The organism is Rhodococcus sp. KBS0724, assembly GCF_005938745.2.
In the GTDB taxonomy this organism is placed as follows: Bacteria; Actinomycetota; Actinomycetes; order Mycobacteriales; family Mycobacteriaceae; genus Rhodococcus_F.
Window position 1 is genome coordinate 3,869,034 of the sequence record NZ_VCBX02000001.1, and the last position, 14,901, is coordinate 3,883,934.

Below are 14,901 nucleotides of genomic sequence, written 5' to 3' on the forward strand. Positions count from 1 at the left end.
CGAGCATGCAGAGCATCCTGACGCCTCGACAGTGAAAGGCCTTACATGCGATACGCATCCACGCGATCCCTCCGCCGGACTGCTCTTCTGAGTGGACTTGTCATTGCCGCCCTGACGATCAGCGGCTGCACCAGTTCCAGCAGCGACGCCGCCGATACCGGTAACAGTGACTTCGAGACCGTTTCCATCGAGTCCGCCCTCGGCACCGCGGTCATCACCGAGAAGCCGGAGCGAATCGTCACTCTTGGTATGGGCTCAGCCGAAACAGTCATCGCACTGGGCACGATTCCCGTCGGCGTCGAGAAATATGCGTGGGGCAGTGATGAATCCGGCTACCTCCCGTGGGTTCACGAAGCAGTTACCGAACAGGGCGGCGAGCTCCCCGAGCAGTTCACCGGCGGAGCCGATCTCAACATCGAAGCGATCATCGCACTCGATCCCGACCTGATCCTCGCGCCGTGGTCCGGCATCACCCAGCCACAATTCGACGCACTCAATGCCTTTGCACCCACCGTTGCGTACGAGGAAAGCCCGTGGACCATCACGTGGGAAGAGCAGATCAACGTGATCGGCAAGGCCATGGGCGAACCTGAGAAGGCCACCGCCGAGATCGACAAGATCAAGGACCAGTTCGCGAAATCGTCTGCAGCACATCCAGATTACGCAAACGTGAGCTTCTCGTTCATCTACAACACCGGCCCGGGAACACTCGGTGTGTTCTTTGCCGAAGAGCAGCGCGTAGCCATGGTTCGCGGACTGGGCTTGCAGGTTGATCCCGTCGTGTACACGCTGACCGAGTCCGAGGGCACCGATTCCGCAGTCATCGGTCTCGAGAATGCTCACCTGCTCAACAATTCGGATCTGTTGTTCACCTTCTACTCCGATCCCGCGAACCGAGCGGAGATCGAAGCACAGCCCGCCTATCAGCAGATTCCGGCCGTCGCACGAGGAACAACCATCGCGCCGACAGACCAGCCTTTTGTGACGGGATCGTCGATGATCAATCCGTTGACAGTCCCGTGGTCACTCGAGCGCTACGCGCCGATGATCGACGAAGCAGTCGCCAAACTGAACAAATAAAGCCGGCGAGACCCACAGGGCCCGTACCTTATTCAGGTGCGGGCCCTACCTCGCCCTGATCTGCCCCGTCCCGCTCTGCCCCGTCCCGCTCTTCCTTGAATCGTGCCCATTCGCTACCGAGCATGCGATTGTCGATGATCCAGCCCATGTAGTCGCGCATGTTCAGGACACGAATGTAGGCAGGGCCGTTGGGGTTTGCATACTGGAGCGCCTCGGTCGCGAGCGCACGTTGATTCTCGAGGTACCGGTGCTCGTTCTCGAGGAAGCCGCCCCACACGTCGGAATCCATGACGTAGTAATGAGTTCGATCACGCGGCTTACGAACGAGCTTCACAAAACCTCGATCGATGAGCCGCCGGATGTAGTTGGAGACAGATCCACGACTGGTGTCGAGAGCACCCGCCAACTCTTCGGCACTGACCCCCGGGGATTCGCTGATGAGCAGATAGCCGGCGATCCGACCCTCGATGCGGGCACCCCCGCCCGACTGCCAATACGTCGCGAACTGTTCGATGAACCACGCGGAAAAGTCCCCACCCCGCGCCGGGCTGACGTCGCCCATCTCTTGTGGCCTCCAGCTAGTCGAAGCGGCAAATATCCTCTGATTCTGCCAGTTCCATCACCTGGGCCCTAGCTCGGTACGATTTCGAGACCGGGCGACCGAGCAATCAACTCGAGTTGCTCGATCACCAGCGGCGACGTCGTTCGCGTCACCGTTCGCACAACAACCGTCTCGCCGGACGGGCGAGCGACGGTCACCGAACTTGTTCCGCTGCCCTCGGTACGGCTGATCAACGTGCCGTCCGGGAAGATTCTGCCACTGCCTGTCATACGGAATTCGTTCTGGGTGACCACGATCTGGAGGTTGGCAACCGCCCCCGGTCCGGTTACCACAACGTCCCCGCACAACCCGTGACCCGAACCGTCGGCCGACAGCGAACCCAACGGCCGATCAAGCCGCACGCCCGACGTTCCGAGCGACTGCCAACTGTCGTCGAGCACAGCGTTCAGTCTCGACACCACATCCCAATCCACACCGTCCTCTTCCATCACAGTCAGGATGCCGCACAACGTCATAGACCGAACATCTTCTGTCACAGCAAAACCTGGCGCGAGCGCGACGTCAACCAACTCGTCCGTGGACAGGACCTGTGTGGATGTGCCGTCAAATCGCGTTACGGAGGCGAAGACGCGACTGACACCGGGGACGTAAGCGACGACAAAGTCCTGTGCATAGGGACTGGCAGCATCTTTCGTCTCGTAGATGTCGAGAACTGTTCCGTCGGCACGCACTTCACGCCGATCGATCGAACCTTCGACACAGGGCGGGATCGCTCCAATCCATTCGCGAACATCTACCGAGATCGTTGCGCGCGTATCACCGCGGGCGATGTCTCCGTGGGCAGTGGTCGAACCACCGAGGGTCAGTTCCTCCCCGGTGTCAGTCGACCCAGCCTCACCGAAGTTGCGCACTGCCGGAAATACGAAGTCGAAGCCCGGATCTTCACGTCTGGCGTCCACCGGTAGTGCCTCGATCACCGCCTCACGCATCGCGACTGCTTTCGACTTCGAAAACCACGGATAGTCAGGATCGTTGTACCCGGGGTCCTCACCCCCGATCGTGGTGATCGAAACCATTTCGGACTCCCTGGCAGCCTGGACGGACTCGCAACCGGGAATCGCGGCCGGGCCCTCGTCCTGCGTCAGACGCGCCGCACCTGCGCCCAGTAACACGACCACCGCGATAAACGCGGTGTCTCGCCACGTCCAACGTTGACGCCGATCGTTCGGCGGGCGCTCCTCGGTGCCAGGCATTGTTCGATCATGACCGACTGTGTTCAGCAGCCGGTCACCTGCCCCGGGCTAGGCGGTGTAACCGCTCAGGTCGTAGACCGTTGCGTTCCCGACGGTCACGCCTTCGAAATTGGCTTCCACCCAGGCCCCGATCGCGCTCGACGTACTGTCCCCACCGCCGCGTCCGCCGCCCTGACCGCCTGCGATGTAGTAGTGGACATCGCCGTTCACGACATAGGAGATGAACTGGTCCAACGTGGGCGCGGGGTCCGAACTCCAACCACCGATTGCCATCACGGCCGTATTACTCGCCAACTCGTATGTCGCCGCACTCTGCGAACCGTTGGTTGCCGCGGACCACCGGGTTCCTGCACCAACCAGCATGGCTGTCAGCTCGGAACTACTGGCGCTGCCGTCCGTACCGGCCGACGGGGTCGACGCAGTTGGTGCGGCGGCCGTAGCCTCGGACGCATCCGTACCGTCGCCAGGTACCTGACCTGGAGCCATGCTCCCGTCGGGTGCCTGGCCTCGAGTCATCCCGCCACCCATCCCTGAATCGGAGACGGCGCCGGCCGGGCCGGCAGTGGGGATCGATCCACCGTGAGGTGTTGCAGCGGTAGCGATCGCGTACGACGCGGAACCTCCGATGCCGGCCAACGACCCGACGAGCAGACCCACAATCGCCAGCTTCCGAAGTTGATTCCCGCCGCCGAGGAGAATCAGTGCCGCTCCGACGACAGTCCCCGCCAGTAAGATCCATTTGAGGGCCGGAAGCCACTCGGAATTGCGATGCAGGAGAACCCAACTCCAGATCCCCGCTGCAAGCATCATTGACGCCAGGCCGAGTCGCCCGATCCACCGCGACCGTTCCAGCCACAATGCGTAGCCGCCGGTTCCGATCATTCCGGCAATCGCGGGCGCCAATGCCACGGTGTAGTAGGGATGGATCGTGCCGGACATGTAGCTGAAGATCAGCCCCGTCACCAGGAACCAACCACCCCAGACGATCATTGACGCCCGCAGCAGATCGGTTCGCGGGGCACGGCCACGCGCGATCAGTCCGAGAACCAGTGCAATCAGCGCAGCGGGGATCAGCCATGAAATCTGAATTCCCATTTCACTGCCGAACAGCCGATCCAGGCCTGTGCTGCCACCGAAGCTCGAACCTGCAGCGCCGCCGGTCATTCCGCCGCCGCCACCGGTGCTGCCGAAGATTCGGCCAAGTCCGTTGTACCCGAGGACCAGATCCATGACGCTGTTGTTGGTCGAGCCACCGATGTACGGCCGCGAATCTGCGGGCCACAGCCACACGGCCAGTACCCACCACCCCGCCGACACGATCACCGCACCGACACCGAGTGCAAGGTGGAGGACTCGGGCGCGCAACCTGACCTGTCCGGCAACCAGATACGCCAGACCGAACGCGGGCAGCACCATCAGGCCCTGCAGCATCTTGGTGAGGAAGGCAAAGCCCAGAGCAATGCCGGTGAGAGCGATCCACATCGCGGCGCGTCGACCCACCGACGTCTCTACTGCTCGAATGACACAGTAACCGGCGAGAGTCATGAGAAGCACGAGCAAGGCATCAGGATTGTCGAACTTGAACATGAGCGCAGCAGCGGGTGTTGCCGCGAGAACGCCACCGGCAATGAGGCCCGCCGTCGGCGTCGCGACACGCTTCACTGCCGCATAGACGAGGGCGACCGAACCAACTCCCATCAGTGCTTGCGGCACAAGGAGACTCAGGCTCGAGAACCCGAAAATCCGCCCGGACAAGCCCATCACCCACAGCGATGCGGGCGGCTTGTCGACGGTAATGAAGTTGGACGTATCCAGCGAACCGAAAAACCAGGCTTTCCAGTCCTGCGAACCTGCCTGCGCCGCGGCCGCATAGAAGGTGTTGGCGTAGCCACTCGCGCTCAGGTTCCACAAGTACAGAACCGCGGTGCCTACGAGAAGCGCAGTCAAAGCTACTGCGGTGCCGCGGGTACGAATCCACGACGGTGACGGGTCGCCGTGATGGACAGGCGGTGCCGGCGGCCGCGTCGGCGCCGGATTCAGAACTGCGGTCATCATGAGTCCCTTCACAGGTGGTGGTACTCACTACCATCGCGCGCGGACCCGCGACACCACTGCGAACTGGCTGCAAGATTCCTGTGAGTACCGATCGCCTAGGGTGGAGCCGTGGACACACAAGGCGACACCACCATGAAGATTCGGCCATATCAGCCCTCTGACGAGGATGCCGTCATCGAATTGTGGTCTCAGGCATCAAAACTCGCACACCCCTTCTTGGCCGGCGAGGGCGAAGGTGATCGTGAGGCGAAAATGCGCGACGTCTACCTCGTGAACGCAGACAATTGGGTTGCCGAGACCGACGATCAGGTCGTCGGCCTACTCGGCCTGCTCGGGGCAGAGATCGGCGGCCTGTTCGTCTCACCGCGGGCCCAACGACTCGGAATCGGGCGGCTACTCGTCGAACACGCGACCACTCTTCACCCCGCGGTGACCCTCGAGGTCTACGCACTCAACGGATCGGCACGACGCTTCTACGAGATCATGGGTTTCGAAGAAACGGGACGCTATACCGATGCCGAGACCGACCACGTGTTGATTCAGCTTCGCCTGACGACCTGACCACAGCTGCCCACCCCGAGGGGTGGGCAGCTGTGGGGAGTCACATATCCAGACCGAGATCCAGAACGGTCACGGAGTGCGTGAGAGCACCGACCGCGAGGAAATCGACTCCGGTACCGGCGTAGTCAGCTGCAACGTCGAGACTCAGCCCACCGGACGACTCGAGCTTGGTAGCAGGCGACGCGGTGTTGCGTCGCTGCACCGCGATCTGGGTCTGCCACAGCGGGAAGTTGTCCAGCAGAACTAGTTCGGCGTTTTCGGCGAGTACCAGATCAAGCTGCTCGAGGGTGTCTACTTCGACCTCGCACTCGATGTCGGGAGCAAGTTCGCGCACAGCCCGCAGTGCTGCGACAACGGACCCGGCGGCAGCAACGTGGTTGTCCTTGATCAGAGCCGCGTCACCGAGGCCCATGCGGTGATTCACTCCGCCACCGACATGGACGGCGTACTTCTGCAGCGAACGCAGACCGGGAAGGGTCTTCCGGCTGTCGCGGATCTTGGCATCGGTGCCGGCAACTGCATCCACCCAGGCAGCTGTGGCAGTAGCGATTCCGGACAGGTGACACACGAGATTGAGCATCGTTCGTTCCGCAGTGAGCAAGCCGCGGGTAGGCGCCGTCACCGTGAGCACCGATTGCCCCGGAACCACACGGGTACCGTCGGCAACACGATCGACTACGTCGTAATTGCCCGCGCCGATCACTTCGTCGAGGACAAGCAGTCCGACATCGATTCCCGCAACGGTTCCTTCGGCGCGCGAGACCACCGCGGCCTTGGCGGTCGCGTCGGCGGGAACCGTCGCAACGGAGGTAATGTCCGGTCCGTAGCGAAGATCCTCGTCCAAGGCGAGTCGAACCAGCGTCAGGACTTCATCAAGCTCGAGGGGGGCCGGCAAGCTCTTCTGCGCGGTCATCGGTGTGCTCCTGTCAGCAACATGTCGTGTATTTCCATCTCGCCATCGGCACCGCGCTTGATACGGATGCTGCGGCGCTGCTCGGGATCGGTTTCCGGATAATCGGTGCGAGTGTGGCATCCACGACTCTCGGTACGGGCAGCGGCGAGCGCAACCAGTGCTTTCGCTGTCACCGTCAATGCCGCGTCCTCGAGTTCCGCAGCAGTCACTGCAAGGGTGAGTTCCGCATTCGCAAGGCCGATGCGCGCTGCTTCAAGTCCGGCGCCGTCGCGCACGACCGATGCGTGCGAGGTCATGATCGCCTGGACTCTCTCGCGCGGCAGTATCGGCAACGGCGCGCTCGCGACGTTGACAACCTCCGCGTGAACTTCACGTCGCTCCGCGGCGGCGATACCGGCCCGCTCCCCTATGACCAATCCTTCGAGAAGGCTGTTGGACGCAAGACGATTGGCTCCGTGCAGACCGGTACGGGCAACTTCTCCCGCCGCATACAGTCCGGGAACTCCGGTACGTCCGTGCACGTCCGTCGCCACCCCACCGCACGAATAGTGCGCGGCCGGAGCAACCGGAATCAGTTGCGTCCGAGGATCTATACCCGCTTCGAGGCACGAGGCGGTGATGTTCGGGAATCGAGTCGAGAACCCGTCGAGTTTTCGGGCGTCGAGGTAGACGTGATCGGTGCCGAGGTCACGCAGACGAGCGGCAATTGCCCGCGAGACAACGTCGCGGGGAGCCAGATCACCCAGAGGATGTACTCCGGCAGTAACCGAATCACCGTTGGTGTCAACAAGAATCGCACCCTCACCACGTACGGCCTCACTGATCAGCGGCCGCCGACCAAGGCCTCCGGGAGTGAACAGAACCGTCGGGTGAAACTGCACGAATTCGAGGTCGGCCACGGAGGCACCGGCAGTCAACGCCAACGCGATACCGTCGGCGGTGGCACCGGGCGGATTGGTGCTGCACGAATACAACTGGCCGAGACCACCCGTCGCGAGCAGAACCGCTGGAGCGTGGATAACGCCCAGGCCGTCCGGGGAAGACACGACAAGCCCGCAGACACCACGGCGATTGGTGACAACCTGCATGGCAGCGGCACCGAACAGAACCGGCAGCCCAGCGGCATTGAGCGCCCGCTGCACTTCCGCGCCGGTGGCATCTCCACCCGCATGGATGATGCGCCTGGTGCTGTGGCCACCCTCGCGAGTCCGGGACACTTCGCCGTCACGCCCACGATCGAACACCGCACCGAGCGCGGCCAGCGCAGCGACTGCCTCGTGTCCGGCCTCCACAACGGAGTACACCGCCGCTTCGTCGCACAGTCCGACACCCGCTTCGCACGTGTCGGCGACATGCGACTCCACCGAATCGGTGCTCAAGTCGCCTACGACGGCGATGCCGCCCTGCGCGTACTGCGTCGACGTGTCGGTCGGACCGCCCTTGCTGACAGTGAGTACCTTCAACCCGCGCATCGACGCGACGCGCGCGGCCGTGAGCCCCGCAACGCCGCCGCCGATCACAACCAGATCGGCGTGCGCCTCCCAGGCGTAACGCCCGGCAGGACTCGTCACTCGCCGCCGCCCGGATTTCCGATCTCGATCATGCGCTGCACCGATTTCTGCGCTCGCTTGGCCATCTCGAGGTCGACGTGAACCTCGTCCTTGCCTTCGAGAAGGCAACGCAGCAATGCGGCCGGAGTGATCATCTTCATGTACGGGCACGACGCGCGGTCGTTCACCGCCTGGAAGTCGACATCCGGTGCGGCCTTACGCAACTGATGGAGCATGCCGATTTCCGTGGCGACCAGAACCTGCTTGCTCTTCGTGACACGGGCAGCGTCGAGCATGCCGCCGGTGGACAGGATCTTGACCTTGTCCGCCGGTACAGCACCTTCGCCCGCCAGGTACAGAGCAGAAGTGGCACAACCACATTCGGGGTGCACAAAAAGCTCGGCATCGGGGTGAGCCTTGGACTTCGCCGTCAATTCGTCGCCGTTGATGCCCGCATGAACGTGGCATTCACCGGCCCAGATCTGCATGTTGGTGCGGCCGGTGACGCGCTTGACGTGCGCTCCGAGGAACTGGTCCGGAAGGAAGAGAACTTCTCGGTCCGGATCGATGGAGTTGACCACGTCGACGGCATTGGACGACGTGCAGCAGATGTCCGTCAGGCCCTTGACCTCAGCCGTGGTGTTGACGTACGACACCACCAGGGCATTGGGGTTGTCGGCTTTCCACTCGCGAAGCTGCTCCGCGTTGATGGAATCAGCCAACGAGCAACCGGCGCGCTCGTCCGGAATCAGCACCGTCTTGGACGGCGAGAGGATCTTGGCGGTTTCGGCCATGAAGTGGACGCCGCAGAACACGATGGTGTCTTCGGGGGCCTCTGCCGCGATGCGCGAGAGGGCAAGAGAGTCGCCGACATGATCGGCGACATCCTGAATAGCAGGAAGCTGGTAGTTGTGCGCCAGAATCGTGGCACCGCGTGCGCGAGCCAGACGCTTGACCTCGGCAGCCCACTCGGGCGTCGCTTCGACACCTGCGTATCCGCCGGGGCCGTCGTGAATCTGCGAGGTCGATCCCTCCCACAACGTCGTGGTCGTCATGGCGTTCTCCTTCACCGTGAACCCAGGCTCATCACCCAGTTCAAATCCGAACGGGCTGGCCCGGATTTCCGTATTCGAGGTTTTCGACTTAGGATCGAAAACGTGCCCAATAGTAACACCACCCACGAAGTGCTCACAGCGGTGTTCCAGGTTCGCGCCTTCCCGACCGACATCACCGCAGGTGACGGCGCTCACAGGGCCGATGGTCATGAAGAACTGGCCGTCCTGCTGTGGCAGCGCGCGCTCAATCCCCAGAAGGGCACATGGTCTCTGCCCGGCGGCACCCTGCGTGATGACGAAGACCTCACCACGTCGGCGCGCAGACTCCTCGCGGAGAAGGTCGATCTGCGCAAGATCGCACACCTCGAACAACTATCCGTCTTCAGCGATCCGCATCGCGTTCCAGGTTCGCGCCGAATCGCGTCGACCTTCCTCGGGCTTGTCCCCCTCAGTGCAGATCCGCAACTTCCACCGGACACCGCCTGGCACCCGGTTTCGAATCTGCCGGAGATGTCCTTCGACCACGGCACCGTCGTTCGGCACGCCCGCAATCGACTGGCCGCCAAGCTCTCGTACACGAACATCGGCTTCGGCCTGGCACCTGACGAGTTCGCTATGTCAACCTTGCGCGAAATCTATTGCGCCGCACTCGGTTACCAGGTAGATGCAACCAACCTCCATCGAGTCCTGTGCCGTCGCGGCGTGCTCACGGCGACCGGCAACACAGCACCGTCCGGGAAGTCGGGCGGGCGCCCACCCGCTCTCTACCGCTTCACCGACTCCACACTGCGCGTGACAGACGAGTTTGCGGCGCTACGACCACCCAGTTGACTGCGAATGTTGCTGTCAGGCAACGGCATCGATGCTCTCCCGCCCGTGCCAGACCGACGCGACCACTCCCGTCGGATCGACGATCCTGTTGATCGTGCCGAAACGCGCCGTCACCCGATCGAGGATTCGATCCGCCTGCCACCGATCCGTCGGATCCGCGACAACCGCGAAGAACCGATGAGCCGGCTTGCCCGCCATGATCCGAACCAGCTCGGTGACGCTCCGAGCTGTCACAGCCACATTCCATCCCGCAGCGAGAAACTCCGCAGCAACGCGTGTCCCGTGATCGCGGCCGATATCGGTCACCAGCACCACTCCCCGATCGGGATCAATTGTGTGAGCACTCATTGCGGTATCTCCTTCGAGGAATCAATCACTGTGACTCCTATGTAAGTCCGCAATCTTGTGCTGCCGTTGTGCTCATTCTGTGAGAACTCTGGGGATTCGGCCTAGCTACGAGATCCACGGTTCACCGTCACCAACCGGGAGCAGCCTGCACCGTTCCACCGGCAATCGCCGCAACCAACTGTGCGTGATCGCGTTCGTTCTGATCGGCGTACCGGCGCGCGAACTTCGCCAACGCCAGCACGGCTTTGTCCGACTGACCGAGATAGTCGGAAATCGCGCTCGCGTCGCCGCTCCGCGCGTGCGCGCGGGCCAGCACTTCCCCACACGCACTTGCGAATTCGGCGAGGTACGGCCCGATGGTGGCGCCGTCCGGAATGACCTTCATGTCGCGGAATTGTCGGACGTAGAAATCCATGCCGTCAACAGTGGTCCAACCGACGAACATGTCAGTCGCACTCTGAAGCATGCGTTGTCCCTGGACAACTCGCTCACCGTAGTTGGAGTACCTACTCGGTTCGGCGTATGTCTCGTACACCGACGGCCCGGCCTGTTTGATCTGAAGGAAAAACGGATCGCCGGTCCGACGCTCTTCGAGAAGCGCAAGATAGACACGCATCCCGACGCTCCCGACCCCCACCACTTGCCGCACCACGTCCGATGCCCGGTAACGCGAGAGCAAGCTCCAAATATGGTCCGGCACCGATGTGCTGTAACCGGCCACGACTTCGGTGACAAGTTCGACCTGATTGTCACCGACGTGCGTGCGGAACGGTGGCTCCTCACGGATGCGTCTGCGCCCGTCGACCATCTCCGTGAGCTTGCGCGATGCGCCCCTGCTGGTTCGGCGCTGGGCTTTGGTCTCGATCATCTTCCCGGCGCGCATGGCAGTGTCCGGCGTGAAGTAGCCCAGCAGACGGTCGACGTCGATGCAGTCGTACCAGATGTCGATTTCGGGGGTTGCAGCATAGGACTCGATCTTGTCCCGGTAGGCCCGCATCGCTGCCACCGTCGCCGCAGCTGCGCGGTCCTCGGTCACTCCGTTCTCACGGGCGAGGACAAAAATACTTGCCGCAAGCCTTTTGACATCCCACTCGAACGGCCCTGGAAGAGTTTCGTCGAAATCACGAAGATCGAAGGACAAGTTGCGTTCCGGGGTCGCCCAGAGCCCGAAGTTCAGCACGTGGGCATCTCCGCACAACTGCACCCCGATGCCGGTGTTCGGCGCCGATCCGAGATCCGCTGCCATGACCGCGGCCGCGCCCCGGAAGTACGTCCACGGCGATGCCGCCATCCGGCCATGCCGAATCGGTAGCAAATCCTGAGCCCGAATCGTGTTCTGCGCCAGTATTGTTGCCAGCGAATCGTGGCCCCGCTCAGCGTGGTTCCACTCTGCTAATTGTGAACGGGTCACAACCTTGCGGGCAGACTTACCACGCAGCAGCACCTCGGGGGTGGTTACCGTGGCGCGCGGGCGGGCGATATCAGCTTCGAATACATGCACGCGCTGAGTATGAACGAAAACGGACAATTAGGCGTCCGCTAGAACAATCCTCAGGATAATTCCTGTGTCGTGGGTTCCGACAGAGCATCCGCCTCGGCCTCTGCGTCATCCGCATGATCAGCCACCCCGAGGTCGTCGTACGGACTCAGTGCCACGAGGATCAAGGTCATGATGCACGCCGCCAACGGCTGAACGATCAACACCAGCAACGTGCCGATCCCGGGCGCCCGGGCGATGATCTCCCCCACTGCCGGATTGTCGACGGCCGGAAAACGCAGCTTCGCGACGCCGGTACCCACCGCTGCCATCAGTGCAGTACCGAGCGCCGAACCTACGATCAACCCGCCGAGCGCATACGGGCCTCGACTGAGTCTCGCGAGCCACGCCGCGACGCCCGTGAGAACACCGAGAATCACGGCAAGAAGAACAAAGATCGCAACCGCATCGAACTGATGAAGACTCTCCCCGGTCAGCGCAATTCCGCGGCCCTCGGAGACAACCAACAGGTGCTCGGCCGGTGCCAGGAATGCCCACAGCACTCCGACCAGTGCGCTGACCGCCGCGCTCGAGCAACCGATGAGAAGTGCAGTGCGTAGTCGAGTCCGCCGAAGAGAAATCACACTGTGTGACGCTACCTTCCCTCATCCCGGAGCCGAGAATCTCTCCGGAACCATGGCGTTCACCGCTACGCTGACCTGACGGACCAGGGTCCGCCGTTATTTGCGTCGCGAGCGAGGAGCAATCGTGGTTGCAGCGCACCAGCCGTGGTTGCTCTCGTCTCTGCAATCGCCTGGACAGATTCTCGGCAATCTCGGGCCCAATTGGTTCGCGTCCGTCATGGGCACCGGAATTGTAGCGATCGCAGCCACAACACTCCCTGTTCAAGTTCGGGGCCAACACGTGTTTGCACTGGCGATGTGGGCGCTCGCCTCGATCTTGCTCGTGGTACTCGTGGTCGCTGTGCTGGCGCACTGGGTACGCCATCCGACGGTGGCTCGCAGCCACGCCCACAACCCGCAGATGGCACATTTCTACGGCGCTGCGCCGATGGCATTCCTTACGGTGGGAGCCGGAGCGCTGCTCATCGGACACACGCTCATCGGGGAACGCGCCGCAGTGGTGCTCGACGCATCGCTGTGGACGGTGGGAACGGTCGGTGGACTGTTCACCGCCATGACCATCCCGTACCTCATGTTCACCCAATACAAGGTCGAAGCGGATGCGGCCTTCGGCGGGTGGCTGATGCCAGTCGTACCGCCCATGGTCTCCGCGGCCACCGGCGCGCTGCTCATCCCTCACATGCCGCCAGGCATCGGACGCACAACAATGCTCTACGGCTGTTATGCCATGTTCGGCCTCTCGTTGTTCGCGTCGTTCATCATCATCACGATGGTCTGGAGTCGCCTCGCGCACTTCGGTACGTCCGGAACCGCCCGCGTGCCGACTCTGTGGATCGTCCTGGGTCCGCTGGGCCAGTCCATCACCGCAGTCGGCGTCCTCGGAACAAATGCGCATCTTGCCGTTTCACCTCAATTGGCTTCCGGCATGGGAATCTTCGCGATCTTGTTCGGAGTTCCCGTCTGGGGATTCGCGGTGTTGTGGATCGGATTGGCCACAGCGCTCACAGTCCGGACCGCACGGCAGGGAATGCCGTTTGCCCTGACGTGGTGGAGTTTGACTTTTCCTGTCGGAACTTTTGTCACCGGCACAACACAATTGGCCATTCATACTGAATTGCCGGCCTTCCGATACGCCGCTGCTATCGCGTACATCGGACTGTTGGCCACGTGGTGCCTGGTGGCAGTCCGAACTGCCCGCGGCAGCCTTCGCGGAAATCTGTTCCTGCCGCCTCCGACCACCGGGGCGATCAAAGCACACAAATTCCCGCCGGTGACAACGCCTCCGATGTGAGTGCGACGATAACCGCTACCGAAGCTTTGCGTCGATCGAGTCGACCACCCCGTGACGTGAGCATTGTGCCCACCAACCGTCAGGACTGATCTGCACGATCATTCGTCGACCGCAATGCTCGCAGAACCGGGGTGGTTCGAGTCCCAACGACGCAGCGGCCGGCGTCAGATCTTCGACACCCCCGACAAGTCGACGCCCGGTGTACGGGTTGTACCGCTCGTTCGTGGCGGACTCGGTCACAGCGTGTCGTTGAGGGCTTTGATCGGCATCTGCAGATCGATGAGCAAATCAAGATCACTTTCGGCCGGACGGCCGAGCGTCGTGAGGTAGTTGCCGACAATCACGGCATTGATGCCGCCGAGAATGCCCTGCTTGGCGCCAAGATCTCCAAGGGTGATCTCACGCCCACCGGCAAACCGCAGGATAGTGCGCGGCAACGCGAGGCGGAATGCCGCCACCGACTTCAGAGCCTCGCTCGCGGGCAGCACCTCGAGGTCGCCGAAGGGCGTACCTGGACGAGGATTGAGGAAGTTGAGCGGAACCTCGTCCGGTTCGAGTTCAGCAAGGTTCGCGGCAAATTCCGCTCGCTGCTCCAGCGTCTCGCCCATTCCCAGAATTCCGCCGCAGCACACTTCCATGCCGGCTTCGCGAACCATGCGCAGCGTGTTCCACCGCTCGTCCCACGTGTGTGTGGTGACCACGTTCGGGAAATGCGACTTCGACGTTTCCAGGTTGTGGTTGTAGCGGTGGACGCCCATCGCGGCGAGTTGATCAACCTGCTCTTGCGTCAGCATGCCGAGCGAGCAGGCGATCTGGATGTCGACCTCATTGCGGATCGCTTCGATTCCGGCCGCGACCTGGGCCAACAACTTCGCGTCTGGGCCACGGACGGCGGCAACGATGCAGAACTCCGTCGCGCCCGATTTTGCGGTCTGCTTCGCAGCTTCGACGAGGCTGGGGATATCGAGCCACGCCGCCCGTACGGGAGATTGGAAAAGCCCCGACTGCGAGCAGAAATGGCAGTCCTCGGGGCACCCGCCGGTCTTGAGGCTGATGATGCCTTCGACCTCGACTTCCGGTCCACACCATTTCATACGCACATCGTGGGCGAGAGCCAGCAGGTCCTCTAGGCGTTCGTCGCCCAGTCGAAGCACGTCGAGCACCTGGCTTTCGCTCAGGCCTTCGCCGCGTTCGAGAACCTGCTCGCGGGCGTGGTCGAGGATGTCGATCGTAGCGGGGGCCGTGCTTACCGAGGTCGGAGTCACCGGGACGTCTCCTTCA

At 62.4% G+C, this 14,901-nt stretch carries 15 protein-coding genes; 4 read left to right on the plus strand and 11 right to left on the minus strand.

Annotation, left to right across the window (positions count from 1 at the left end; genetic code table 11):
- The first annotated feature begins 45 nt into the window (after nucleotides 1-45).
- Nucleotides 46-1,080: an iron-siderophore ABC transporter substrate-binding protein gene (locus FFI94_RS17705; protein ID WP_138868988.1), complete on the plus strand. Its 1,035-nt coding sequence runs from the start codon at nucleotides 46-48 to the stop codon at nucleotides 1,078-1,080.
- A 28-nt stretch (nucleotides 1,081-1,108) separates the two neighbouring features.
- Here the strand turns inward: FFI94_RS17705 and FFI94_RS17710 are convergent, their stop codons facing one another.
- The 3 genes from FFI94_RS17710 to FFI94_RS17720 form a co-directional block, all read right to left on the minus strand.
- Nucleotides 1,109-1,642 (minus strand): GbsR/MarR family transcriptional regulator, encoded by a 534-nt coding sequence (locus tag FFI94_RS17710; protein WP_138868989.1) that lies wholly within the window; start codon nucleotides 1,640-1,642, stop codon nucleotides 1,109-1,111.
- A gap of 68 nt (nucleotides 1,643-1,710) precedes the next feature.
- Complete coding sequence (locus FFI94_RS17715; RefSeq protein ID WP_138868990.1) at nucleotides 1,711-2,895, minus strand: hypothetical protein; 1,185 nt, start codon at nucleotides 2,893-2,895, stop codon at nucleotides 1,711-1,713.
- A gap of 48 nt (nucleotides 2,896-2,943) precedes the next feature.
- Nucleotides 2,944-4,947, minus strand: coding sequence for a glycosyltransferase family 39 protein (locus tag FFI94_RS17720; protein WP_138868991.1), 2,004 nt, complete (start codon nucleotides 4,945-4,947; stop codon nucleotides 2,944-2,946).
- 111 nt (nucleotides 4,948-5,058) lie between these two features.
- Here FFI94_RS17720 and FFI94_RS17725 point away from each other — a divergent pair, with 111 nt between their 5' ends.
- Entirely contained in the window at nucleotides 5,059-5,511 is a 453-nt protein-coding gene (locus FFI94_RS17725) for a GNAT family N-acetyltransferase (RefSeq protein WP_260684180.1), read from the plus strand.
- 40 nt (nucleotides 5,512-5,551) lie between these two features.
- Here the strand turns inward: FFI94_RS17725 and nadC are convergent, their stop codons facing one another.
- From nadC to nadA, 3 genes are read right to left on the minus strand one after another with little or no spacing between them, the layout of a single operon-like run.
- Complete coding sequence (nadC, locus tag FFI94_RS17730; protein ID WP_138868992.1) at nucleotides 5,552-6,424, minus strand: carboxylating nicotinate-nucleotide diphosphorylase; 873 nt, start codon at nucleotides 6,422-6,424, stop codon at nucleotides 5,552-5,554.
- A complete protein-coding gene (locus tag FFI94_RS17735; protein WP_138868993.1) occupies nucleotides 6,421-7,995 on the minus strand; it encodes an L-aspartate oxidase in 1,575 nt (524 codons plus the stop codon). The genes nadC and FFI94_RS17735 overlap by 4 nt, the downstream gene beginning before the upstream one ends.
- Nucleotides 7,992-9,029, minus strand: a complete 1,038-nt coding sequence (gene nadA / locus FFI94_RS17740) for a quinolinate synthase NadA (RefSeq protein ID WP_138868994.1) — start codon at nucleotides 9,027-9,029, stop codon at nucleotides 7,992-7,994. The genes FFI94_RS17735 and nadA overlap by 4 nt, the downstream gene beginning before the upstream one ends.
- A gap of 102 nt (nucleotides 9,030-9,131) precedes the next feature.
- Here nadA and FFI94_RS17745 point away from each other — a divergent pair, with 102 nt between their 5' ends.
- Nucleotides 9,132-9,860, plus strand: coding sequence for an NUDIX domain-containing protein (locus tag FFI94_RS17745; protein ID WP_138868995.1), 729 nt, complete (start codon nucleotides 9,132-9,134; stop codon nucleotides 9,858-9,860).
- A 15-nt stretch (nucleotides 9,861-9,875) separates the two neighbouring features.
- Here the strand turns inward: FFI94_RS17745 and FFI94_RS17750 are convergent, their stop codons facing one another.
- From FFI94_RS17750 to FFI94_RS17760, 3 genes are all read right to left on the minus strand, one after another.
- A complete protein-coding gene (locus FFI94_RS17750) occupies nucleotides 9,876-10,208 on the minus strand; it encodes an SDR family NAD(P)-dependent oxidoreductase (RefSeq protein WP_138868996.1) in 333 nt (110 codons plus the stop codon).
- A 127-nt stretch (nucleotides 10,209-10,335) separates the two neighbouring features.
- On the minus strand, nucleotides 10,336-11,709 hold the full coding sequence (locus FFI94_RS17755) for a DUF2252 domain-containing protein (RefSeq protein WP_397495457.1): 1,374 nt from the start codon (nucleotides 11,707-11,709) through the stop codon (nucleotides 10,336-10,338).
- A 50-nt stretch (nucleotides 11,710-11,759) separates the two neighbouring features.
- Nucleotides 11,760-12,329, minus strand: coding sequence for a DUF2567 domain-containing protein (locus FFI94_RS17760; RefSeq protein ID WP_138868997.1), 570 nt, complete (start codon nucleotides 12,327-12,329; stop codon nucleotides 11,760-11,762).
- A gap of 124 nt (nucleotides 12,330-12,453) precedes the next feature.
- Here FFI94_RS17760 and FFI94_RS17765 point away from each other — a divergent pair, with 124 nt between their 5' ends.
- On the plus strand, nucleotides 12,454-13,620 hold the full coding sequence (locus tag FFI94_RS17765; RefSeq protein ID WP_260684181.1) for a TDT family transporter: 1,167 nt from the start codon (nucleotides 12,454-12,456) through the stop codon (nucleotides 13,618-13,620).
- A gap of 15 nt (nucleotides 13,621-13,635) precedes the next feature.
- On the opposite strand, the gene FFI94_RS17770 is transcribed toward FFI94_RS17765, so the two are convergent.
- Together FFI94_RS17770 and bioB are read right to left on the minus strand one after the other, a co-directional pair.
- Nucleotides 13,636-13,860 (minus strand): hypothetical protein, encoded by a 225-nt coding sequence (locus FFI94_RS17770; RefSeq protein WP_138868998.1) that lies wholly within the window; start codon nucleotides 13,858-13,860, stop codon nucleotides 13,636-13,638.
- On the minus strand, nucleotides 13,857-14,885 hold the full coding sequence (gene bioB, locus FFI94_RS17775) for a biotin synthase BioB (protein ID WP_138868999.1): 1,029 nt from the start codon (nucleotides 14,883-14,885) through the stop codon (nucleotides 13,857-13,859). The genes FFI94_RS17770 and bioB overlap by 4 nt, the downstream gene beginning before the upstream one ends.
- Nucleotides 14,886-14,901: the final 16 nt, after the last annotated feature.

What these genes read in the sequence shown, in the direction of transcription:
- FFI94_RS17715 (WP_138868990.1), bottom strand. Translation starts at nt 2,895, where the DNA reads ATGCCTGGCACCGAGGAGCGCCCGCCGAACGATCGGCGTCAACGTTGG.
- FFI94_RS17705 (WP_138868988.1), top strand. Translation starts at nt 46, where the DNA reads ATGCGATACGCATCCACGCGATCCCTCCGCCGGACTGCTCTTCTGAGT.
- nadA (WP_138868994.1), bottom strand. Translation starts at nt 9,029, where the DNA reads ATGACGACCACGACGTTGTGGGAGGGATCGACCTCGCAGATTCACGAC.
- FFI94_RS17720 (WP_138868991.1), bottom strand. Translation starts at nt 4,947, where the DNA reads ATGACCGCAGTTCTGAATCCGGCGCCGACGCGGCCGCCGGCACCGCCT.
- nadC (WP_138868992.1), bottom strand. Translation starts at nt 6,424, where the DNA reads ATGACCGCGCAGAAGAGCTTGCCGGCCCCCCTCGAGCTTGATGAAGTC.
- FFI94_RS17750 (WP_138868996.1), bottom strand. Translation starts at nt 10,208, where the DNA reads ATGAGTGCTCACACAATTGATCCCGATCGGGGAGTGGTGCTGGTGACC.
- FFI94_RS17710 (WP_138868989.1), bottom strand. Translation starts at nt 1,642, where the DNA reads ATGGGCGACGTCAGCCCGGCGCGGGGTGGGGACTTTTCCGCGTGGTTC.